Annotated in this window: 16 protein-coding genes; 11 read left to right on the plus strand and 5 right to left on the minus strand. The window is 75.0% G+C overall.

All coding sequences use genetic code 11. The features are described 5' to 3' along the window. The first annotated feature begins 59 nt into the window (after positions 1 to 59). From CHF15_RS09250 to CHF15_RS09270, 5 genes are all read left to right on the plus strand, one after another. Positions 60 to 707 (plus strand): CBS domain-containing protein, encoded by a 648-nt coding sequence (locus tag CHF15_RS09250; protein WP_089223191.1) that lies wholly within the window; start codon positions 60 to 62, stop codon positions 705 to 707. 88 nt (positions 708 to 795) lie between these two features. Next, complete coding sequence (locus CHF15_RS09255; protein WP_089223192.1) at positions 796 to 1,863, plus strand: zinc-dependent alcohol dehydrogenase family protein; 1,068 nt, start codon at positions 796 to 798, stop codon at positions 1,861 to 1,863. A gap of 176 nt (positions 1,864 to 2,039) precedes the next feature. Then, a complete protein-coding gene (locus CHF15_RS09260; protein ID WP_089223193.1) occupies positions 2,040 to 3,983 on the plus strand; it encodes an APC family permease in 1,944 nt (647 codons plus the stop codon). 99 nt (positions 3,984 to 4,082) lie between these two features. Further along, positions 4,083 to 4,616, plus strand: coding sequence for a hypothetical protein (locus CHF15_RS09265; RefSeq protein ID WP_089223194.1), 534 nt, complete (start codon positions 4,083 to 4,085; stop codon positions 4,614 to 4,616). Between the two features lie 46 nt (positions 4,617 to 4,662). Next, positions 4,663 to 5,154 carry a universal stress protein gene (locus CHF15_RS09270; RefSeq protein WP_089223195.1) on the plus strand — a complete coding sequence of 164 codons (492 nt, stop codon included), beginning with the start codon at positions 4,663 to 4,665 and terminating at the stop codon, positions 5,152 to 5,154. A 3-nt stretch (positions 5,155 to 5,157) separates the two neighbouring features. Here CHF15_RS09270 and CHF15_RS09275 read toward each other — a convergent pair whose 3' ends face one another. Continuing rightward, entirely contained in the window at positions 5,158 to 6,681 is a 1,524-nt protein-coding gene (locus tag CHF15_RS09275) for an alpha/beta hydrolase (RefSeq protein ID WP_089223196.1), read from the minus strand. Between the two features lie 96 nt (positions 6,682 to 6,777). Here CHF15_RS09275 and CHF15_RS09280 point away from each other — a divergent pair, with 96 nt between their 5' ends. Then, on the plus strand, positions 6,778 to 7,692 hold the full coding sequence (locus CHF15_RS09280) for a helix-turn-helix domain-containing protein (RefSeq protein ID WP_089223197.1): 915 nt from the start codon (positions 6,778 to 6,780) through the stop codon (positions 7,690 to 7,692). Here CHF15_RS09280 and map read toward each other — a convergent pair. Further along, positions 7,679 to 8,446 carry a type I methionyl aminopeptidase gene (gene map / locus CHF15_RS09285; protein ID WP_089223198.1) on the minus strand — a complete coding sequence of 256 codons (768 nt, stop codon included), beginning with the start codon at positions 8,444 to 8,446 and terminating at the stop codon, positions 7,679 to 7,681. The two genes, CHF15_RS09280 and map, sit on opposite strands and share 14 nt — an antisense overlap. Before the next feature lie 65 nt (positions 8,447 to 8,511). Between map and CHF15_RS09290 the strand changes: the two genes are divergently transcribed. Next, positions 8,512 to 8,790 (plus strand): helix-turn-helix domain-containing protein, encoded by a 279-nt coding sequence (locus CHF15_RS09290; RefSeq protein ID WP_089223199.1) that lies wholly within the window; start codon positions 8,512 to 8,514, stop codon positions 8,788 to 8,790. Positions 8,791 to 9,524: 734 nt separating this feature from the next. Here CHF15_RS09290 and CHF15_RS09295 read toward each other — a convergent pair. Next, positions 9,525 to 10,886, minus strand: a complete 1,362-nt coding sequence (locus tag CHF15_RS09295; RefSeq protein WP_089223200.1) for a hypothetical protein — start codon at positions 10,884 to 10,886, stop codon at positions 9,525 to 9,527. 202 nt (positions 10,887 to 11,088) lie between these two features. Between CHF15_RS09295 and CHF15_RS09300 the strand changes: the two genes are divergently transcribed. Next, the gene (locus tag CHF15_RS09300; RefSeq protein WP_265737393.1) at positions 11,089 to 13,167 is read left to right on the plus strand and encodes a SpoIIE family protein phosphatase; all 2,079 of its coding nucleotides are present in this window, start codon (positions 11,089 to 11,091) and stop codon (positions 13,165 to 13,167) included. Positions 13,168 to 13,320: 153 nt separating this feature from the next. Continuing rightward, a complete protein-coding gene (locus CHF15_RS09305) occupies positions 13,321 to 15,762 on the plus strand; it encodes a SpoIIE family protein phosphatase (protein WP_089223201.1) in 2,442 nt (813 codons plus the stop codon). A 472-nt stretch (positions 15,763 to 16,234) separates the two neighbouring features. On the opposite strand, the gene CHF15_RS09310 is transcribed toward CHF15_RS09305, so the two are convergent. After that, positions 16,235 to 16,732, minus strand: a complete 498-nt coding sequence (locus CHF15_RS09310) for a cupin domain-containing protein (RefSeq protein WP_089223202.1) — start codon at positions 16,730 to 16,732, stop codon at positions 16,235 to 16,237. 164 nt (positions 16,733 to 16,896) lie between these two features. Between CHF15_RS09310 and CHF15_RS09315 the strand changes: the two genes are divergently transcribed. After that, entirely contained in the window at positions 16,897 to 17,958 is a 1,062-nt protein-coding gene (locus tag CHF15_RS09315) for an NAD(+)/NADH kinase (protein ID WP_143681542.1), read from the plus strand. Here the strand turns inward: CHF15_RS09315 and CHF15_RS09320 are convergent. After that, a complete protein-coding gene (locus tag CHF15_RS09320) occupies positions 17,843 to 18,868 on the minus strand; it encodes a LysR family transcriptional regulator (protein WP_089223203.1) in 1,026 nt (341 codons plus the stop codon). The two genes, CHF15_RS09315 and CHF15_RS09320, sit on opposite strands and share 116 nt — an antisense overlap. A gap of 70 nt (positions 18,869 to 18,938) precedes the next feature. Between CHF15_RS09320 and CHF15_RS09325 the strand changes: the two genes are divergently transcribed. Beyond that, the gene (locus CHF15_RS09325; RefSeq protein ID WP_089223204.1) at positions 18,939 to 20,093 is read left to right on the plus strand and encodes a TDT family transporter; all 1,155 of its coding nucleotides are present in this window, start codon (positions 18,939 to 18,941) and stop codon (positions 20,091 to 20,093) included. The last annotated feature ends 2 nt before the right edge of the window (positions 20,094 to 20,095 follow it).

The raw sequence follows: 20,095 nt of genomic DNA on the forward strand, positions 1-20,095 counted from the left end.
CGCCGCCGCACCGGCCGAGACTGGAACCAGGGGGCACGTCCCGGGTTCAGGAGGCCGCCATGAACGCCGTCCGGCAGCCGATGACGGTGGACGACGTGATGACGTGCAGGGTCGTCGCGGTGACCCGCCGCGCGTCGTTCAAGGAGATCGTGCGGGCCCTGGAGCAGTGGCACGTCAGCGCGGTACCGGTGGTGGAGGACGGCACGCGCGTCGTGGGCGTCGTCTCCGAGGCCGACCTGCTGCGCAAGGAGGAGCACCGCGAGGACGGGCCGCCCCCGGTGGGCGCGTCCGCCGCCTCACGCAGGGCGGCCGCGCCGACCGCCGAGGAGTTGATGACCTCGCCCGCGGTCACCGTGCGCGGTGACGCTTCGCTCGCGTGGGCCGCCCGCGCCATGGCGCGGCACCAGGTCAAGCGGCTGCCCGTCGTCGACGACCGGGGCATGCTCAAGGGTGTGGTCAGCCGGGGCGACCTGCTGAAGGTCTTCCTGCGGTCCGACGAGGACATCGCCCGCGACGTCCGGGAGTACGTGGTCGGCCGGCTCTTCCCCGGCGCGTGGCGGTCCGTGGAGGTCGAGGTCGAGGAAGGGGTCGTCACGCTGAGCGGGCTGCTCGGGGACCGCTCCCTGGTGCCGGTCGCGGACCGCCTGGTGCGGTCCGTGGAGGGCGTCGTGGACGTGCGTTTCGAGCTGACGCCGAACCGCGTGTGACGGGCGGTCCCGGCGCCGGATGCGAGGGCCGCCGGCCGCGCCCACGCTGGGAGGGGGGACACAGCTCAGCCCGAAGGAGCGGAACGCCATGAAGGCATGGGTCTTCCAGGGTCCGGGACGGGCCGCCTGGCAGGAGGTGGCCGATCCGGTCCTCCAGGAAACGAGCGACGCCATCGTCCGCGTCGACACCGTCGCGATCTGCGGCACCGACCTGCACATCCTCAAGGGCGACGTGCCGGACGTCGCTCCCGGCACGGTGCTCGGCCACGAGGCCGTGGGCGAGGTCGTCGAGACCGGCGCGGACGTGGACACCGTCCGGCCCGGCGACCGGGTACTCGTCAGTTGCGTCTCCGGGTGCGGACGCTGCCGGTTCTGCCGTGAGCAGGCCTACGGGCAGTGCCTGGACGGCGGCGGCTGGGTGCTCGGGCATCTCGCCGACGGCACGCAGGCGGAGTACGTGCGCGTGCCGTACGCCGACACCTCGCTGCACGCGCTGCCGCACAACGTGACCGGGCACGACGCGGTCCTGCTCTCCGACGTCTTCCCCACCGCCTACGAGGTGGGCGTCCTCAACGGCCGGGTCCGGCCCGGGGACACGGTCGCCGTGGTCGGCTGCGGCCCGATCGGCCTGGCCGCCGTCGCGACCGCCCAGCTGTGCTCCCCGCACACCGTGATCGCCGTCGACCTGGCGGCGTCCCGTCTGCAGGCCGCGAAGAACCTGGGCGCGGACGCCGTGGTCCCGGCGGGCGAGCAGCCGGAGCAGCTGGTCGACGACCTCACCGGAGGGCTGGGCGCGGACGTGGTGATCGAGGCCGTGGGGCTGCCGGAGACCTTCGAGCTGTGCACGCGGATGGTCCGGCCCGGCGGCCGGGTGGCGAACGCGGGGGTGCACGGCAGGCCCGTCACGCTCCACCTGGAGAAGCTGTGGAACCGCAACGTCACCATCACCACGGGCCTGGTCGACACCTACTCCACGCCCACCCTGCTGCGCCTGCTGGAGGCCCGGAAGCTGCCCACCGGCCCCTTCGTCACGCACACCTTCGAACTGCACGAGATGGCGGAGGCCTACGACGTGTTCGCGGCGGCGGCGGACACCGGCGCGCTCAAGGTCGTCCTGGGCGGGCCGCACCACGACGTCCTCGTGCCCAGGTTCTGACCGGAGCGGGCGGGCGGAGCGGGGCGTAAGGGGCGCGTCAGGGACACGGCGGCGACTCTTGACGGAATCTTAACGGCGTGAGGCGCCGGTACGGGGGATCGGATGCCGGCCGATGCGTACGCTGACCAGGCCATCTCGTGGTGGCGGGAACCAGTCGCAGTACGTCAGGAGCTTCCATGACCTCCCCCGTCCCTACGGGTCGCCTGCGCGCGTGGATGCTCGAGGGCCTGTCCGACATGGCCCGGCACCAGCAGGGCGGACAGGCGGTCCCGGAACGGCGTGACCACGGCCAGCGCTGGTGGCGGGTGATGTGCCTGACGGGCGTCGACTACTTCTCCACGCTCGGCTACCAGCCCGGCATCGCGGCGCTGGCCGCGGGCCTGCTCTCGCCGGTGGCCACCGTCGTGCTGGTCGTCGTCACGCTGGCCGGCGCCCTGCCCGTCTACCGTCGGGTGGCGGAGGAGAGCCCCCGCGGCGAGGGCTCGATCGCCATGCTGGAGCGGCTGCTGTCGTTCTGGAAGGGCAAGCTCTTCGTCCTGACGCTGCTGGGCTTCGCGGCGACGGACTTCCTCATCACGATCACGCTCTCGGCGGCCGACGCCTCGACCCACCTGGTGGAGAACCCGCACCTGACGGAGGCGCTGCACGGCAAGCAGATGCTCATCACGCTGCTGCTGGTCGCGCTGCTCGGCGCGGTCTTCATGAAGGGCTTCCTGGAGGCGATCGGTGTCGCGGTCGCCCTGGTCGGCGTCTACCTCGCGCTCAACGTGGTCGTCGTGGTCGTGGGACTGTGGCACGTGGCCACGGCCGGGCACGTGGTCACCGACTGGTCGAACGCCCTCACCACGCAGCACGGCAACGTCCTGGTGATGGTCGGGGTGGCGCTGCTGGTCTTCCCCAAGCTCGCGCTGGGCCTGTCCGGCTTCGAGACCGGTGTGGCGGTGATGCCGCACGTCAAGGGCGACGCGTCCGACACCGAGGAACGTCCCGCCGGGCGCATCCGCGACACGAAGAAGCTGCTGACCACGGCCGCCGTGATCATGAGCTGCTTCCTGATCGCGACCAGCTTCATCACCACGCTGCTGATCCCCGCGGACGAGTTCGAGGCCGGCGGCAAGGCCAACGGCCGCGCGCTGGCCTACCTCGCGCACGAGTACCTGGGCAACGTCTTCGGCACCGTGTACGACGTGTCGACGATCTGCATCCTGTGGTTCGCCGGTGCCTCGGCGATGGCCGGGCTCCTCAACCTCATGCCGCGCTACCTGCCGCGCTACGGCATGGCGCCGCACTGGGCGCGCGCGGTACGGCCCATGGTGCTGGTCTTCACCCTTGTCGCGTTCCTGGTCACGTGGATCTTCGACGCCGACGTCGACGCCCAGGGCGGCGCGTACGCGACCGGTGTCCTGGTGCTCATCTCCTCCGCGGCGATCGCGGTGACCATCGCCGCCCGCAAGGCGGGGCAGCGCAACTGGACGATCGCCTTCGGGGTGATCTCGGCGGTCTTCCTCTACACCACGGTCGTCAACGTCTTCGAGCGGCCGGACGGTGTGAAGATCGGCGCCTGCTTCATCGTCGGCATCATGCTGATCTCGCTGCTGTCGCGGCTCGCCCGCGCCTTCGAACTGCGCATCACCGGCATCAGCACGGACGACATGGCCGAGCGCTTCATACGGGACATCTCCCACCGCACGATCCGCTTCATCGCCAACGAGCCCGACCGGCGGGACGCCGCCGAGTACCGCGACAAGATCAAGCAGATACGGTCCGACAACGACCTGCCGGCCGAGGAGGACTTCGTCTTCGTCGAGGTGACCGTCGCCGACCCGTCCGAGTTCGAGGCGGGCCTGGTGGTCCGCGGCGAGGTCCTCCACGACCGCTACCGCGTCCTGACCCTGGAGAGCTCCTCCATCCCGAACGCGCTGGCGGCGTTCCTGCTGCACGTCCGCGACACCACCGGGCAGCGTCCGCACATCTACTTCGAGTGGACCGAGGGCACCCCGTTCGCCAACTTCTGGCGCTTCTTCCTCTTCGGGCAGGGCGAGGTCGCCCCGGTCACCCGCGAGGTGCTGCGCGAGGCCGAGCCCGACCGCAGCCGCAGGCCCCGCGTCCACGTCGGCTGAGCCCCCGCACGTCAGGGGCGTGCAAAGACCGGACCGGCCCCCGTCAAGGGGCCGTCAGGGCCGCGCCGGAAGGGTCCGGTCCTGTCTACGGTCGGCCCCATGGAACGGCGAAGGGCTCCCCGGCCCGAACGGCGGGGCACGATCGGCGACCGCCATTGGCGTGCCGACCTGCGACGCGCGCTGGGTTGCGCGCTCGCGTTCCTCTCCCTGACGGTGCCGCTCGACGCGGTCGCGGGCACGCTCACCCCGCGGCGTGCGGCGCTGTGGCTGCTCCTGGCCGTGATCGTGCTCGCCCTGCTCCACCCGGACCGGGTGACCGCGGGCGACGGGTGGCTGGCGGTGCGCGGCCCGCTGCGGGAGCGGCGGGTGCGGACGGACGCGCTGACCGTGGTCCGCCAGTCCCCCGGGGTGTCGCGGCTTCTGCTCCTGTGCGACGCGCACGGCCGGTGGCTGGAGCTCGATCCGCGCGTACTGGAGGCGAATCCGCTGCTGTGGCACCGGCTGGAGGCCGGCGCGCGGCGTTCCCGCACCGCCGGCACGTTCCGTGAGGGGGCGGAGGTGCTGAGGCGGCTCGGCGAGCGGATCGACGGCACCGCGGCGCGCGCGGTGCTCGATGCGTCCGGGATCGGCTGACCGGCCGCGTCAGTCGTTGGTGGTACGTCGAGAAATGAGGCAGTCCGTGATCGAGTCGCCGTATCGGGACGCATCAGGTGCGGGCCGGCGGGTCGTCGTCGGCCTGAGCGGTTCCCCCGGCAGTCTGGCCGCGCTGCACCGGGCGGTCGCGGAGGCCCGGTCCCGCTCCGCGGGGCTGCTGGCGGTGCTGGCGTGGGAACCGCCCCCCGAGGAGTTCGCGCATCGCCGGGTACCGCTTCCGCCGCGGCCGTTCGACTGGGAACAGGAGGCGCGGGAGCGCCTGCGCGCCGCCCTGGAGGCGGCTTTCGGCGCCGACGAGCCGCCCGGTATGCCGGACTTCCGCGCCGGGACCGGGCGCGGGCCCGCCGGGTACGTGCTGGTGAAGGCGGCCCGCGGTGAGGACCTGCTGGTCGTCGGCACCGGGTCACGCGGACTGCTGCCGCGTGCGCTGCGCGGTTCGGTCGCCCGCTACTGCGTCGCGCACGCGGCCTGCCCGGTGCTGGCCGTACCGCCGTCCCGGCTGCCCGCCGGGGTCTGAGCCTCAGCCCCGCAGGTGCTCCAGGACGGTGCGCATCGCGTGCTCCACGGCGCCGCGCGCGGCCTCGCCGTGGTCGGTCGTCTCGAAGCCGTGGGTACCGTCGGGGAGGTCGAGGACCTCCACGTCCGCCCCGGCGTCCTTGGCGGCGGAGAGGAACTCCTCGACCGTCGCCGCGATCTCCGCCCGCTCCCGCCCCACCCGGGTCAGGACGATGGGCGGCGCGCCCGCGGCGTGCACAGCGGCAGCGGGCCGGAAACGGGGGCCGGTCAGGCCCCAGTTGGGCAGTGGTGCGAGGACGGGGTAGGTGGCCGCCACGCAGCGCAGCCATCGCGGGGGCGCGGCCAGCCAGTCCGCGGACAGCAGGCCGCCGGCGGAGAAGAACCACAGCGCGACGCGGTCGGCGTCGACCCTCGGATCGGCGCGGACGTTCTCGACCGCCTCGGCGAGGTCCCCGGCGGCGCGTGGGAAGTCGCCGAGTGCGTGCAGCCGGTGGTCGACGGTCGCGCCGACCGCTCCGAGAGCCGCCGCGAGCCGGCCGTAACCGACGAAGCCCGGCCAGTCGCGCGGGGTCGGCCGGGCGCCGGCCGGCACCGGGCCGCCGTGGACGAACACCACGGCCGGTCGGGGTCCGTCGCCGTCGGCGGGATCCGGGAGGTACAGGTCGGTCCGCCCGCGGCGCTCGCGGGGCCGTTCGGGCACGTCGAGGAGGAACGGCCGCAGGTGCGCGGGCGGTTCGCCCGTCGCGGTGATGCGGTGGCCCTCCCCGGCGGCGGCCTTCAGCAGGACTCCGGCGAGTTCGCCGGGGGCGGAGAGCATCGGCCAGTGGCCGGTGGCGAGTTCGAAGAAGGTGACGCGGGGGTCGGTGAGCGCCTGGAGTTCGGGGTGCCCGAGGCCCACCAGCGCCTCCACCATCGCGATGCTCGAACCGTTGCCCGCGCACAGGACGCCGGTCGTCGGCAGGGCGGCGGCCGCCCCCGACAGGCGCAGCGGCCGGGTGAGCGTCCCGGCGGGCTGGGGCTCGGCGTCGGCGGCGAGCCGCGCCAGTGCCGCGGCGGGCACGCCGGCCGTGCTGCCCCAGTGCTCCCACGCCCCGGGCGCGGGCGGGGCGACGGGCCGCGCGTCGTCACGCGGTGCGGCCGGGTCCGAGAGCCGGGCGCGCAGTTCCTGGTCGGGCACCAGGGCCAGCGGCGGGTCGCCGTCCCGGGGCATGCCCGCGTCCAGGTGGACGACGCGGGCGACGCGTCCGGGCCGCCGGTCGGCTGCGGCCACCACCGGGTGGATGCCGTAGCCGTGGCCGACGAGCACGACGTCCGCCGCGTCCGGGGAGCCGGTGCCGTCGATGACGCGCAGGACGTCCTCGACGTGGGTCTCCAGGTCGGTGCCGGGCCCGGCCGGGCTGCCGGAGCCGGCCATACCGGTGAGGCTCACCGGACGGGCTCCGGCGCCCGACTCCCGCAGCCGCCCGGCGACGTCCCCCCACACCCAGCCGCCCGTGTGGGCCTCGGGAACCAGTACGAACACGGTCATGTGTGCCTCCCCGCACGCGGTGGTCCGCGGTCCGGCCGTCCCGGCCGTCCGCGCTCGCCGGTACGGTAGGAACTCCCCCTGAGGGAGGTTCAAGCGGTGGAGGCCGACAGCACGTTGGGCATCGGGGAGCTCGCCGAGCGGGCCGGCGTCTCCGTCAAGACCGTCCGCTTCTACTCGGACCGCGGACTGCTCCCCGAGTCCGGGCGCAGCGCGGGCGGCCACCGCCGCTACGCCCCCGAGGCGCTGGCCCGCCTCCGCCTCATCCGCTCCCTGCGCGCCCTGGACCTGCCGGTGCCGGAGGTGGCGCGGGCCCTGGAGCGGGAGGACGCCCTGGAGGACGCCGTCGCCGGCCACCTGAGAGCCCTCGGCTCCCAACTGGCCGCCCTGCGCTGGCGGGAGGCCGCTCTGCGGCTGCTCCAGGACTGCACCGCCGAGGAACGCGCCGAGCGGCTCGAACTCGTCGGCGCCGTCCCCGTACCGCCGAGCACGGACCCGATGGCCCGCTTCTGGCGCCGCTGGCTGCAGCCCGCGCGGCTGCCCGCTCCCGTGCTGTCCCGGGTCGTCGAACTGGCCGTGCCGCAGCCTCCGGACGAGCCCGGCCCGGCGCAGGTCCTCGCCTTCGCCAAGCTGCACGCCTTCACCTCGGCCTCCTGCCCGCCCGGTGCCGTGCACCGGCTCGCGGCGCACCGGCCCGACGCGGGCCCCCGACCGGCCGTCCTGTACGAGGGGCTCTACGAGGCCTACGAACTGGCCGCGCCGGACGTCCTGGCCGGCCGCGCCCCCGGCGCGGGCGAAGCGCTCGACTGCTTCGTCACCGCCCACGCGCGGTCGTTCCAGGCGCGCGACACCCCCGGCTTCCGCCGCCGGCTGAGCGGCATGCTCGCCGTGGAACCCCGTATCGACCGCTACTGGCAGCTCGTGGGCGAGCTCAGGGGCCCGGGGGAACCGACCCCGGGTGCCGCCCACACCTGGCTGCGCTCCGCGCTCGAGGGCGAGGTCACAGCGCGGTGAGGATGCGGGGGCCCTCGTCCGTCACGGCGACGGTGTGCTCGAAGTGGGCGGCGCGGCTTCCGTCCTCGGTGTGCAGCGTCCAGCCGTCGGTAGCCGTGCGGTAGCCGCCGCGTCCACCCGCCATCAGCATCGGCTCGATGGCGAGGGCCAGTCCGTGCCGCAGCGGGTAACCACGCCCGGGGCGGCCCTGGTTGGGCACATGGGGGTCCTCGTGCATCCGTCGGCCGATGCCGTGGCCGCCGAAGTCCCCGGGCATTCCGCACCGGGCCTCGCGGGCGACGGTGCCGATGGCGTGCGAGATGTCGCCGATCCGGTTGCCGACGGTCGCCGCGGCGATACCGGCGTCGAGGGCCCGCCGCGTGGCCTCGATGAGGCGCAGGTCGGCGGGGCGGGGCGTGCCGACGGTGAAGCTGATCGCGGCGTCCCCGGTCCAGCCCTCCAGTTCGGCGCCGCAGTCGACGCTCACCAGGTCGCCGTCCCGCAGCCGGTAGCCGGTGGGGATGCCGTGCACGACGGCGTCGTTCACGGACGTGCAGAGCACCGCGGGGAACGGTGTGGGGGCGAACGACGGCCGGTAGCCGAGGAAGGGCGACCGCGCGCCCGCCTCGTCCAGCACGGCGCGGGCCGCATCGTCCAGTTCCCGCAGCGACACGCCGACCCGCGCCGCCTCACGGGCGGCGGCGAGCGCACGGGCCACGACCCGCCCGGCCTCCCGCATGGCCGCCAGCGCGGCGTCCGTCTTGATCTCCACCATGTCCGTGGCTCCTCGTTCCGCCCCCGGGGGCACCCAATTCTTATACCGGTATTAGTATCACGGACATGGTGCGAACTCCTCTGACCCCCTGGGAACGGCAGCGCGGCGAGCGCTTCGGCGCGCTGCTGCGCCGGGCGCGCGGCGACCGCAGCATGGTCGAGGTCGCCGCGGCGGCCGGCGTCTCCGCGGAGACCCTCCGCAAGATCGAGACCGGCCGTGCGCCGACCCCGGCGTTCTTCACGGTGGCGGCGCTGGCCGCGGCGCTGGACGTCTCCCTGGACGAGCTCGCCTTCGCGTGCGTCCCCGAGGCGGACGCGACGGCGGACGGCGCCTTGTCCGCGTAGCGGCTGCGGCCGGTTGTCGTGTGCGGGTGCGTTGCGCCTGCGGCGGGCGTCCACCCGCCCTCCCGCCCTCCCCCAGCCTTCGGCCGGGGGGACCCCCAGAACGCTCGCGGTTTACGCCCACATCATTCGGCGCCCGGGTCCGCCGCTCGTCTCCCCCAACCTTCGGCAGGGGGGAGCACCCCGCCACACCCCCTCCCGGCATGACGGCCGGAGGGGGGTGAGAAGGCGGTCCGGGGTTGCCGTACACGCTTCACCGAACGCCAACGGCCGTCAGGCGCGGGCCAGAGGGGCGTTCGGGCCGATGCGGCCCCCACCCCGGCGCTCGCCGTGCCCCCGGCCACTGGCGCGTGCACCCTGTCTCGGCCTGCGGCTGGGGGACTCCCTGGTGAGGCGGATGTCAGCGGTGCGGGGAGGGGCGCCCCCCATCACCACCCTCCGGCCGTTGGTCGCCCGACGGTACGGAGGGGGCGGGGTCGTAGGGGTGGGCGTTCTGGACGCCGACGTGTATTTGTTGTGCGGCATCCGGGGTCCGACCTGGACCGCCCGCCATGCACATAAATATGCGGTACAGAATGCCCAGCCCCGGAGGCCCCGACCCCGGCCCACCACGCACCGCGCGAGGCCCGCACCAACCATCCGGGGCAATCGGGCGGGAGGGCGGGGAAACCCCCAACCGCAACCACAACGCACCCGCACACAACGACGGACCGCAACCACAACAACCGGGCGCCCCCTCAGTTGCCCCCAAAGCCCCCACCGTCACCAAACCCCCCACCGTCCCCGAACCCGCCCCCGAACCCGCCCCCGAAATCCCCGGGGTCGAAGTCGGCGCCCGAGTAGTCACCCCCCGAGTAGTCGACGCCCTGGTCGTACGGCGGCCCGCCGCCGTACCCGCCGAGGGAACCGCCGAGCAGCGTCCCCACGAGGATCCCGGGCAGCATCCCCCCGCCGAAGTAGCCCTGGGCCCAGGGGGCGTAGGCCGGGCCCGCCTCCCAGTACGGGCGGGGGCCGCGGGGCGTGTCGACCTGGCGGGCCATGGGTTCGAGGCCGTCCTCGAGCCGCGCGGCGTCGGCCGCGCACACCGGCACGGTCCGCTCGGCCCCGCCGCCGTCCGGGGTCCACGGCACGTCCTGGACCGACGGCCCGTGCCGGGGGTCGAAGAAGCACGGCGGGCGGCGCTCCGGCAGAGGCCCGCCGTCGATGCGCGCCTCCAGCGTGGCGAGCGCGAAGCGCCCCTCCTCCAGCGCGTGGCTGACCTGCCGCACGTCGCCGGGGGCGTGCGCCCGGTCCATGGCGGTCTTCGCGGTGTCGTAGGCGTCCAGCGCACGCGTGTAGTCCTCGCGCATGGCGTCGTCGGCCGTCGCGCCGCCCGGGTCGAACCCGATCCGGCTCAGCTCCTCGCCGAACGCGGTGATGTCCTCGTCCACCACCGGGCGCAGCTCGTCGAGCCGGGCACGGTCCTGCTCCTCGCGGCGCCGCTTGGCGCGCCGCGACACCAGGACGGCCCCGCCGCCCCCGACGAGGACCAGGAGGCCGAGCGCGACGAGGACTCCGGTCCCGCCGCCCGTGCCGACGCCGACCGAGCCGCCGCCCCACGAGGCGGGGGCGTGGCCGCCGGCCTGCGGCAGTGCCTGGTCGACGAAGCCCGTGACCATCGCCGCGGGGTCGCCGGGGTCGGACCGGCGCACGGCGCCGGCCAGGTTCTCGACGGAGTCGCGCGACATCACGGCGGGGTCCGCGCCGGCGTCGAAGCGGTCGCCGAGGGCGACGGCGTACACGCCGGTGATGCCGACCTTGGTCCGCAGGTCCTGCAGGAGTGTGGCGGCGGGGAACTCCGCGGTGTCCGGGAGGACGGCGACGAAGACCGGCCGGTCCGCCTTCTCGATGCGCCCGGCCAGGGTGTCCGCCTCGCCCTGCGACAGCACGTCGCGCGCCCGCGGGTCGACGTACACGGGTCCCTCGCGCAGGGCGGCCGCCGCCGTGTCCAGACCGCCCGCGGCACGTGCCCCGGCGCCCGTCGCGACGACGAGGCAGAGCACGCCGCAGATCACGGCGAGTACCGGCACGAGGCGGAGGATCCGCCGGACGGTCCCCATGTCTACGACGCTAACCCAGATCGGGCCGCCGCGGCCCGCGGGAACCCGCTCCCGGCTCCCCGGGCGGTGTCCGGCATCTCCGATAGGCTGTTCTGTCAGGATTACCCGACAATGAGCGACATCGACCGGTCGGCTCCGGCGCGTGGCGCCGACGGTGCTCGACCGGATGAGAACCCCTCGTTCCCGGGGATGGGTCGTCGCGGTGGACATACAGCAGTCGGCGAAGGATGTCGGTCAGCCCCAGACGGCGGTGGGGCAGGCAGGTGTGTTCCGCGACCTGCTGCCCATCGCGATGTGGCGGATCGACTCCGAGGGGCGCATCTCCCAGTGGTCGCTGGCCGCCCAGGAGCTCTTCGGCCACACCGCGGAGGAGGTGCTCGGGCGCAGCGCCACCCCCCTGCTGGTCCCGGTGGCGAACTGGGAGCTGGCCGACGAGCTGACGCGCCGGGTGCTGTCGGGCGAGGCCGTCGTGGGCACGCTGCCGGTACGCCACCGCGACGGCCATCTGGTGACCATGGAGATGTGGATCTGCCCCACCGCCGATCCGCAGGGGCGCACCGGGCTGATGGGCATCGCCGCCGAGACCTCCGCGGTGCTGCGCATGCGGGACTCGCTGGCGGCCCTGGAGGGGCTGTTCACCCAGTCCCCCATCGGTCTGGCCATGCTCGGGCCCGACCTGCGCTACGTACGGGTCAACGAGGCGCTGGCGCGCATGAACGGCGTCCCCGCCGCCCAGCACATCGGCAGGCGTGTGAGCGAGGTCGTCCCCGGGCTCAACACCATGGCGCTGGAGACCGTGATGCGGCAGGTGCTGGCCCGCGGCGAACCCGTGGTGGACTTCCGGGGCCTGGGGCGGACGGGCGCCGACCCCCGCATGGAGCGGGTGTGGTCGTGCTCCTTCTCGCCGCTCCTCGGCGGCGGCGGCCGCCGGCTCGGCGTGATCGCCAGCCTGATCGACATCACCCGCGAGGAGCGGGCGCAGCTCCAGGCCACCCGCGGACGGCAGCGGCTCGCCCTGCTCGCCGAGGCGGGCACGCGCATCGGCACCACGCTCGACCTGCGGCAGACCGCCGAGGAGGTGGTGCAGGTGCTCGTGCCCCGGGTGGCCGACTCCGCCGACGTGCACCTGCTGGAGGAGGTCCTCGACCCGGACGAGGCGACGGCCTCCGCCCACGGCATGGTGCGCCGCCTCGCGGTCGCCTTCGCCGACCCCGCGGCCCCGGCCGAGGACCTGGCCGTCGGCATGACGCACCAGGTCCCCCGGGCGTCGGCGTACGAGCAGGTCATGGTGGAGGGGCGGCCGATGAGGCTCACCAGGGCCGACATACCCCGGCTGGTGCCCGGGCCGGAGAACGAGCGGCTCCGGAGCTATCTGCGCACCCTGGGCTGCGCCCGCATGGTCCCGCTGGTGGCCCGCGGCACGGTGCTGGGCATCGTCATGGTCACCCGGTCCCGCAGGCGCGAACCCTTCGACGACCAGGACAACCTGCTCATCGACGAACTCGCCGCCCGCGCGGCGCTCGGCATCGACAACGCGCGGATGTACTCCGCCCAGCGCCGCGCCGCACTGACCCTGCAGCGCAGTCTCGCCAACACCGCGCTGCCCACGGTGCCCGGGCTGGAACTGGCCGGCCGTTACCTGCCCGCCAGCGACCAGGAGGTGGGCGGCGACTGGTTCGACGTCATCGCGCTGCCCGGTGACAGGACCGCCCTGGTCATCGGGGACGTCATGGGCCACGGGGTGCACGCGGCGGCCGTCATGGGGCAGCTGCGGACCACGGTGCGCACCCTGGCCCGGCACGACATCCCCCCGGTCGAGCTCCTCCGGTCGCTGGACGCGGCCGTCGCCGACGTCGGCGAGAACGAGATGGCCACATGCGTCTACGCCGTCCACGACCCGGCGGACGGCAGCTGCCTGGTCGCGCGCGCCGGGCACCCGCCGCCCGCGGTGGCCGGCGCGGGCGGCGAGGTGGCCTTCCTGGACGGCCCGAGCGGGACGCCGCTGGGCGTGGGCCGCCGGGACTTCCAGACCGAACGGGTGCCGCTGCCGCCGGGCGCCGTGCTGGTGCTCTACACCGACGGACTGATCGAGGCCCGCGACCGCAACCTCGACCAGGGGATGCTCCAACTCGCCCGCGCCCTGCGCCATCGCGGCCGGCCGCTCTCCCGGGTCTGCGACCGCGTCCTCGCCCGCCTGCTGCCCCGGGGCGCGCAGGACGACGTCGCGATCCTGCTGGCCCGGCCACTCCACCCGGCCACCCGCCATGAGCCCCCGGACTGAGCGCGCGACGGCGCCCGGCGGGCCACGCGCCACCGGCCGGACGGGCCGATACCGGAGCTGTGCCCTTACGGGCGCCCCTCCCGGGCCCCGGCGGGGAACCACCCCACGTGACGCAGTTCGCCCGGTTCTCCCGCACGTGCGACGGTGGTAGCGATGGACAACCCGGCCAAGACGTTCAGCGAGTCACCGGAGGACCCGTTCTCGGTGCACGGCGCGGCCTCGGTGGTACTGGACGACGACGCGTCCGTGGTGGGGTGGAGCGCGCGCGCCGAGACGCTGCTCGGCCACCGGGCGGGGGACGTGCTGGGCCGGCCGGCCCCCGAACTCCTCGTCCACCCCGCCGATCTGGAGCTGGTCCTCGGCGTGAGCGCGGCGTGCCTGCGCGAGGGCGGCTGGTTCGGCGTCGTGCCCGTGCTGCACCGTGACGGACGCCGGGTGGAAGTGGGCTGCCGGGTCCGCGCCGTCGCGCGGGAGGACGACCGCCGCGAGTGGTACGTGGTCGCGGCGCCCGCCTCGGAGGTCGTGCAGTGGGAGACCGACCGCTGGGTGCTGGACGGGCTGTTCCGCCGATCCCCCATCGGGCTGGCGGTCTTCGCGCCCGACCTGACCTTCCTTCGCGTGAACCGGGCGATCACCAAGTTCAGCGGCGTCCCGGCGGAGAAGCACCAGGGCCTGCGCACGGCGGACTTCCTCTTCGGGCCGGACGCCGAAGCCGTGGACGACCAGTTGCGGCGGGTCCTCGAGACCGGCCGGTCCTCGATCTTCTCCGAGCAGCCCTGCCGGCTGCGCCGCGACCCGCAGCGCGAACTGTACGTCGCCGTCTCGGCGTTCCGCATGGAGGACACCTACGGCCACGTGCTCGGGGTGACCCAGACCGTCGAGGACGTGACCGAGCGCTTCCGGGCCCGCCGCAGGCTCGCCCTGCTCAGCGAGGCAGGCGCCCGCATCGGCACCACGCTGGACGTCGGCCGCACCGCCCGCGAACTGGCCGAGGTGGCCGTGCCGGGGCTGGCCGACAGCGCCTCGGTCGACCTGCTGGAGGCCGTGCCGCAGGGGGAGGAACCCGCCCAGGACGCCTTCCCCGTGGTCTGCCGCGCGGCGGTGCAGTCGGTCTTCCCGGACACCGAGCAGATCATGTACCCGGTGGGCCGGACCATCGGCATCCCGCCGGGTTCCACGCAGGCGCGTTCGCTGGCCGAGGGCCGCCCGGTCTTCGAGTCGGACATGGACCGGGCCATGGCCTGGCTCGACGACGACCGCGCGCGGGCCAGGGCGGCCCGCGAGGTCGGCGCGCACTCCCTGATGGTGGTGCCGCTGGTCGCCCGCGGGCTCGTGCTCGGGCTGATCAGCCTCTGGCGGACGCGCCGCCGCGAGCCCTTCGAGGCCGACGACCTCACCCTGGCCGAGGAGTTCGCCGCCCGCGCGGCCCTCAGCATCGACAACGCCCGCCGCTACACCCAGCAGCACCAGGCGGCCCTCACCCTGCAGCACAGCCTCCTCCCGGGAAACGTGCCGTGGCACCCGGCCGCCGAGGTGGCCCACCGCTACCTGCCCGCCAACACCGCCACCGGGGTCGGCGGCGACTGGTTCGACGTCATCCCGCTCTCCGGGCTCCGCATCGCGCTGGTGGTGGGGGACGTCGTCGGCCGCGGGCTGCACGCGGCGGCCACCATGGGCCGGCTGCGTACCGCCGTGCACACCCTGGCCCACCTGGACCCCACCCCGGACGAGGTGCTGTCCCACCTCGACGACCTCGTGGACCGGCTCGCCTCGGAGCAGCGCGAGACCGACGAGAACGCCCCGCCGGTCGTCGGCGCGACCTGCCTGTACGCCGTCTACGACCCGGTCTCCCGGCGCTGCTCGCTCGCCCGGGCCGGCCATCCGCCACCCGTGGTCGTCACCCCGGAGGGACGGGCCAGTCTGGTCAACATCCCCCCGGGCCCGCCGCTGGGCCTCGGCGGCCTCCCCTTCGAGACCGCCGAGATCGAACTGGCCGAGGGCAGCACGCTCGCGCTGTACACCGACGGCCTCCTCTGCACCCGCTGCCGCGACGTCGACGACAGCATCGCGATGCTGTGCGGGGCGCTGACGGCGCCGTCCGGCTCGCTGGAGGAGACCTGCGGCGCCGTCGAGGACACCCTCCTCAAGGGGCGCCGCGCCACCGAGGCCGCCGACGACGTGGCCCTCCTCGTCGCCCGGACCCGCGTCCTCGCGCCGGAGCAGGTCGCCACATGGGACCTCGCCCCGGACGCCACCGCCGCCGGGCAGGCCCGCTCCCTCGTGGAGTCCAGGCTCGCGGAGTGGGGGCTGGAGGAGGCGGCCTTCGTGACCGAACTGATCGTCAGCGAGCTGGTCACCAACGCGTACCGCTACGCGGGCGGGCCCATCACGCTGCGGCTGATCCGCGACAGCCACCTCATCTGCGAGGTCTCCGACACCAGCAGCACGTCCCCGCACCTGCGGCGTGCGCGGACGACGGACGAGGGAGGCCGCGGGCTGTTCCTGGTGGCCCAGCTCAGCGAGCGCTGGGGCACCCGCTACACGCGCGAGGGCAAGACGATCTGGACCGAGCAGCCCCTGCAGGGGGACTTCTGACCGGGTACGGCACGTGGGCTTCCGGCCCGTGCGCCCGCCGTACCGCGCCCCGCGCCTGGGCTCCGCCCCAGGGGGCGGAAGGCCCGAGGGCGCGACGGCCGCGACCGCGCGACCACGTCAGCCGCTTCCCCCACGACGGCCGGCCCCCCGAAGCCGGATCCCGCGGCTCGCGGCGCCGCGCGGGCACGACCGCGGCGCGATCGCCATGCGGTCGGCTGGCCGCCGGAATCGCCCATCCCGTTGCCGCGTCCGGTGCGACGGCCGTGCGGACGGGTCGCCACGGACCGCGTCGCCTTTCGGAAGGAGCCCGGCCGCTGCCCGCTGCGGGGCCGAGCACGACTGCGGCGTGATCGCGCCGACGGCCGGCGCGTCGACCTGTTTCCGCACGACGCCGCACTCCCAGCTGCCGGGGCCCGCGCTCGGCGGACCGGGGGCGGCCTCCGTACATGCCTGCCGGGCCCGCCGGGCGGGCTCAGCGCGGTGGCAGTGCGGTGCCGCAGCGGGAGCAGTACAGGGCGTCGCTCTCGCCGGACAGGCGGCCGCACTCCACGCAGACGCGGTGCAGCAGGCAGGCCGCGTCGCCCGCTTCCGGCGCGGGGGCGGGGCCGGCGATGGTGAGGCCGGGGCGGCGGGCGTGCACCGTGAGGTAGGTCAGGCCCGTGGCGCCCGCGGACAGCGAGCGGCAGGTGCCGCGCGGCAGCCAGGCGAGGGCGCCGGGCGCCAAGGTCGTCTGGCGTCCGCCGTCGTCGCCGGAGAGGTGTCCGCCGCCGTCCACGACGTATAGCAGGACGTCCAGGTCGGCCTCGACGTGCGGCCGGACCTCGGTGCCCGCCGGAAGGCGGATGACGTTGGCGTCGAGCTGGCGGCGGTCCGCACCGAGCCGCCACAGCGCTCCGCGCTGCCCGACGGGCGTACGGCCGATCAGGTCCGCCACTTGGGCGAGGACACCCGGCGCGGGCTTGGTCTCCACGTTCGTCCTCCCTGCACCTGTGGAACAGCCGAACGCTACTCCGCCGCGCGCGCCGCCGCACGGCGGCGGGGAGCGGCGACGCGCGGCACCCGACGCGACGCGCGCACCGGGGAGGCGGACGATGGGGGCATGACGCCGCAGCGGACGCCGCCGGGGAGGCCGTGATGCCAGTGGGCCGGATCGGGTTGGTCGTGCACGGGGCGCGCGAGGACGCGAGCGAGGCCGCCGCGGCGGTGGAGCGCTGGTGTGCGCGGCACGGGGTCCCCGCGGTGGAGATCGACGTGTGGCGCAAGGACCGCCCCCGGCACAGCGGTGAGGAGGAGGCGGCCGCGGCCGGCTATCCGGACCTGGTCGTGACCCTCGGCGGCGACGGCACCTTCCTGCGCGGCGCGCGGGTGGCCGCGGCGTGCGGGGCGGCCGTGCTGGGCGTGGACCTGGGGCGCGTCGGCTTCCTCACCGAGGTGTGCACCGAGGACGTGGAGCGGGCGCTCGACTGCGTGCACGAGGGCCGGGCCACCGTCGAGGACCGCATGACGCTGACGCTGCGGGCGTCGCGGCCGCTGGAGATCCCCGAGGGCATCGAGTCGCTGCTGCGGTACGGGCGCGGGCCCGCGCTCCCGCCGCCGCGGGTACGGCCCAGCGACCCGGAGGAGGTGGGCTGGGGTGTGCCGATGGCCGTCAACGCCGTGAACGACGTGGTCTTCGAGAAGCTGGCCCGGGACCGGCAGGCGAGCCTCGCGGTGTATCTGGCGGGCCGGCTGTTCGCGTCCTACTCCGCGGACGCGGTCGTGGCGGCCACGCCGACGGGTTCCACCGCGTACAGCTTCGCCGCCGGCGGGCCGGTGGTCTCGCCGCACATGGACGCGATCGTGTTCACCCCGGTCGCGCCGCACATGGCTTTCGACCGCACCTTGGTGGCGGCCCCCGACGAGGTCCTGGGGGTCCGGGTGCTGACCCGCTCGGGACGGGTCGCGGTCAGCATCGACGGCCAGCTGAGAGGCGTCCTCGATCCGGGCGACTGGGTCGGGGTGTACAAGGCCCGGCACCGGCTGCGGCTGGTCCGGCTGGGGCCGACCGACTTCTACGGGCGGGTGCGCGACCGCTTCCGGCTCAGTGACGCGCCGGCCGCGGCCGCGGACGGTGAGGTCCCCCCGCTGTACCGGCCGTCCGCGCCCGTTCCCCCTGATCTGCGGAATCTGCGCTTCCCGCCGCCGGGCGGACGCTGACCCCGCCCTGTCGCGCGATCCCGGCCAGTTCCCGCGCCGGCCCCGTCAGATCACGCCCGCGGGCCCGCACCACGCGCAGCGTCCGCGTCAGGTCGAGTCCGGTCACGGGGACGGCGACGACGCTGCCGCTCGCCAGTTCCGCGGTGAGTGCCAGGGAGCTGAGGACGGCCGGGGCGAGCCCGTCGGCGACGGTGGTCTTGATGGCGGTGGTGGAGGGGAGTTCGAGCAGCGGGTCGGCGAGCGCGAGCCCTGCCGCCCGGGCGAGGGCGTGTTCGAGGTGACGGCGGGTGCCGGAGCCGCGTTCACGGCTGACCAGGGGTGTCGCGGCGAGTTCGGCGGCGCCGATGCCGGAGCGGCGGCGCGCCCAGGGGTGGGAGGGGGCGACGACGACGGTCAGCTCGTCGTGCGCGACCGGCTGGGCGACCAGGCCGCGCGGTACGTCCGGGCCCTCGACGAAGCCGAGGTGGGCCTCGCCGGCCAGGACGGCGGCGGCGACGTCCTCGGAGTTGCCCGCGGTGAGCGCGACCGTGGTGCGCGGCGCGCCTGCCCGCAGGGCCAGCAGCCACTGCGGCAGCAGGTACTCGGCCACGGTCATGCTGGCCGCCACCTGCAGCCGGCACTCGGTGGTGCCGCGCAGCGAGGTGATCCCGGCGTCCAGGGAGGCGGCGGCGTCGACGGCGGTGCGCGCCCAGTCGGCGACCAGCGCTCCGTGCTCGGTGAGCCGCGAGCCGCGCGGTGACCGTTCCAGCAGGTGCAGGCCGAGCCTGCGTTCGAGGTGCCGGAGGCGCGAGCTGGCGGCGGGCTGGCTGACGCCGTGGGCACGCGCGGCCGCGCCGACGCTGCCGAGGCTCGCGACCGACAGCAGCAGGTCGAACGCCGCGAGGTCGCTCACACGCTCGGGCAGGGGCATAAGTCCAGTCTATGACCCCATCCGGAAGTGCTCCCTACCGGCGGGACCCGGCCGGGGCGACGCTGAGGACATGCCTTCGACGCTCGCCGTCCCCTCCCCGCCCGGCGCCCACCCCCGCACCGGGCCGCCGGAGCCCGACCACCGCTCCCGGCTCTTCCGCGACCTCGGCCCCAACTGGTTCGCCTCCGTGATGGGCACCGGAATCGTGGCCACGGCGGCGGCCGGACTCCCCGCGCACGTACCGGGGCTGCGGACGGCCGCCACGGTCGTGTGGGCGCTGGCGGCCGTGTGGCTGGTGGTGCTCTCCGCGGCCTGGGCAGTGCACTGGACGCGTCACCGCGAGCGGGCGCGGGCGCACGCCGGCCATCCGGTGATGGCGCACTTCTGGGGCGCACCGGCGATGGCGCTGCTGACCGTCGGCGCGGGCACCCTGGCGCTGGGTTCGGACTGGATCGGGCCGCAGGCGGCGCTGGCCGTGGACGCGGTGCTCTGGTCGGCCGGGACCGCGCTGGGGCTGGTGACCTGGGTGTGGATCCCGTACCGGGCGATGACGGACCACCGGGTCTCCGACGACTCGGCGTTCGGCGGCTGGCTGATGCCGGTCGTCCCGCCGATGGTGTCCGCCGCCACCGGGGCCGCCCTGGTCCCGCACCTGCCCGCCGGGCAGGCCCGGCTGACGCTTCTGCTGGCGTGCTACGCGATGTTCGGGATGAGCCTGCTCGCGAGCCTGGTGATCATCCCGCAGATCTGGGGCAGGCTGGTGCGCCACAAGACGGGGCCGGCGGCCATGGTGCCGACCCTGTGGATCGTGCTCGGCCCGCTGGGCCAGTCCGTCACCGCGGCCAACCTCCTGGGGCACGCGGCGCCCACCGCCCTGCCCCGGCCCTACGCCACCGGGGCCGAGGTGTTCGGCTGTCTCTACGGCGTGCCCGTCTGGGGTTTCGCCATGATGTGGCTTGCCCTGGCGGCGGCTCTGACCGTGCGCACCGCGCGGAACGGTCTGCCGTTCACGCTGACCTGGTGGAGCTTCACCTTCCCGCTGGGCACCTGTGTGACCGGCACGAGCGCCCTGGCACTGCGGCTGCACTCGACGGCCTTCCAGGGGGCGGCGCTGGTGCTCTACGCGGGCCTGGTGGCGGCGTGGGCGCTGGTCGCGCTGCGGACCGTACGCGCCGGGGCGCGCGGGACGCTGTTCCTGCCGCCCGTCCCGGCGCCCCGCGCGTGAAC

The sequence above is a fragment of the Actinacidiphila glaucinigra genome (assembly GCF_900188405.1).
Taxonomy (GTDB): domain Bacteria; phylum Actinomycetota; class Actinomycetes; order Streptomycetales; family Streptomycetaceae; genus Actinacidiphila; species Actinacidiphila glaucinigra.

What these genes read in the sequence shown, in the direction of transcription:
- CHF15_RS09275 (WP_089223196.1), bottom strand. Translation starts at nt 6,681, where the DNA reads ATGACCGTGTTCGTACTGGTTCCCGAGGCCCACACGGGCGGCTGGGTG.
- CHF15_RS09250 (WP_089223191.1), top strand. Translation starts at nt 60, where the DNA reads ATGAACGCCGTCCGGCAGCCGATGACGGTGGACGACGTGATGACGTGC.
- CHF15_RS09295 (WP_089223200.1), bottom strand. Translation starts at nt 10,886, where the DNA reads ATGGGGACCGTCCGGCGGATCCTCCGCCTCGTGCCGGTACTCGCCGTG.
- CHF15_RS09265 (WP_089223194.1), top strand. Translation starts at nt 4,083, where the DNA reads ATGGAACGGCGAAGGGCTCCCCGGCCCGAACGGCGGGGCACGATCGGC.
- CHF15_RS09290 (WP_089223199.1), top strand. Translation starts at nt 8,512, where the DNA reads ATGGTGCGAACTCCTCTGACCCCCTGGGAACGGCAGCGCGGCGAGCGC.
- CHF15_RS09260 (WP_089223193.1), top strand. Translation starts at nt 2,040, where the DNA reads ATGACCTCCCCCGTCCCTACGGGTCGCCTGCGCGCGTGGATGCTCGAG.
- CHF15_RS09305 (WP_089223201.1), top strand. Translation starts at nt 13,321, where the DNA reads ATGGACAACCCGGCCAAGACGTTCAGCGAGTCACCGGAGGACCCGTTC.
- CHF15_RS09320 (WP_089223203.1), bottom strand. Translation starts at nt 18,868, where the DNA reads ATGCCCCTGCCCGAGCGTGTGAGCGACCTCGCGGCGTTCGACCTGCTG.
- CHF15_RS09315 (WP_143681542.1), top strand. Translation starts at nt 16,897, where the DNA reads ATGCCAGTGGGCCGGATCGGGTTGGTCGTGCACGGGGCGCGCGAGGAC.
- CHF15_RS09325 (WP_089223204.1), top strand. Translation starts at nt 18,939, where the DNA reads ATGCCTTCGACGCTCGCCGTCCCCTCCCCGCCCGGCGCCCACCCCCGC.
- map (WP_089223198.1), bottom strand. Translation starts at nt 8,446, where the DNA reads ATGGTGGAGATCAAGACGGACGCCGCGCTGGCGGCCATGCGGGAGGCC.
- CHF15_RS09255 (WP_089223192.1), top strand. Translation starts at nt 796, where the DNA reads ATGAAGGCATGGGTCTTCCAGGGTCCGGGACGGGCCGCCTGGCAGGAG.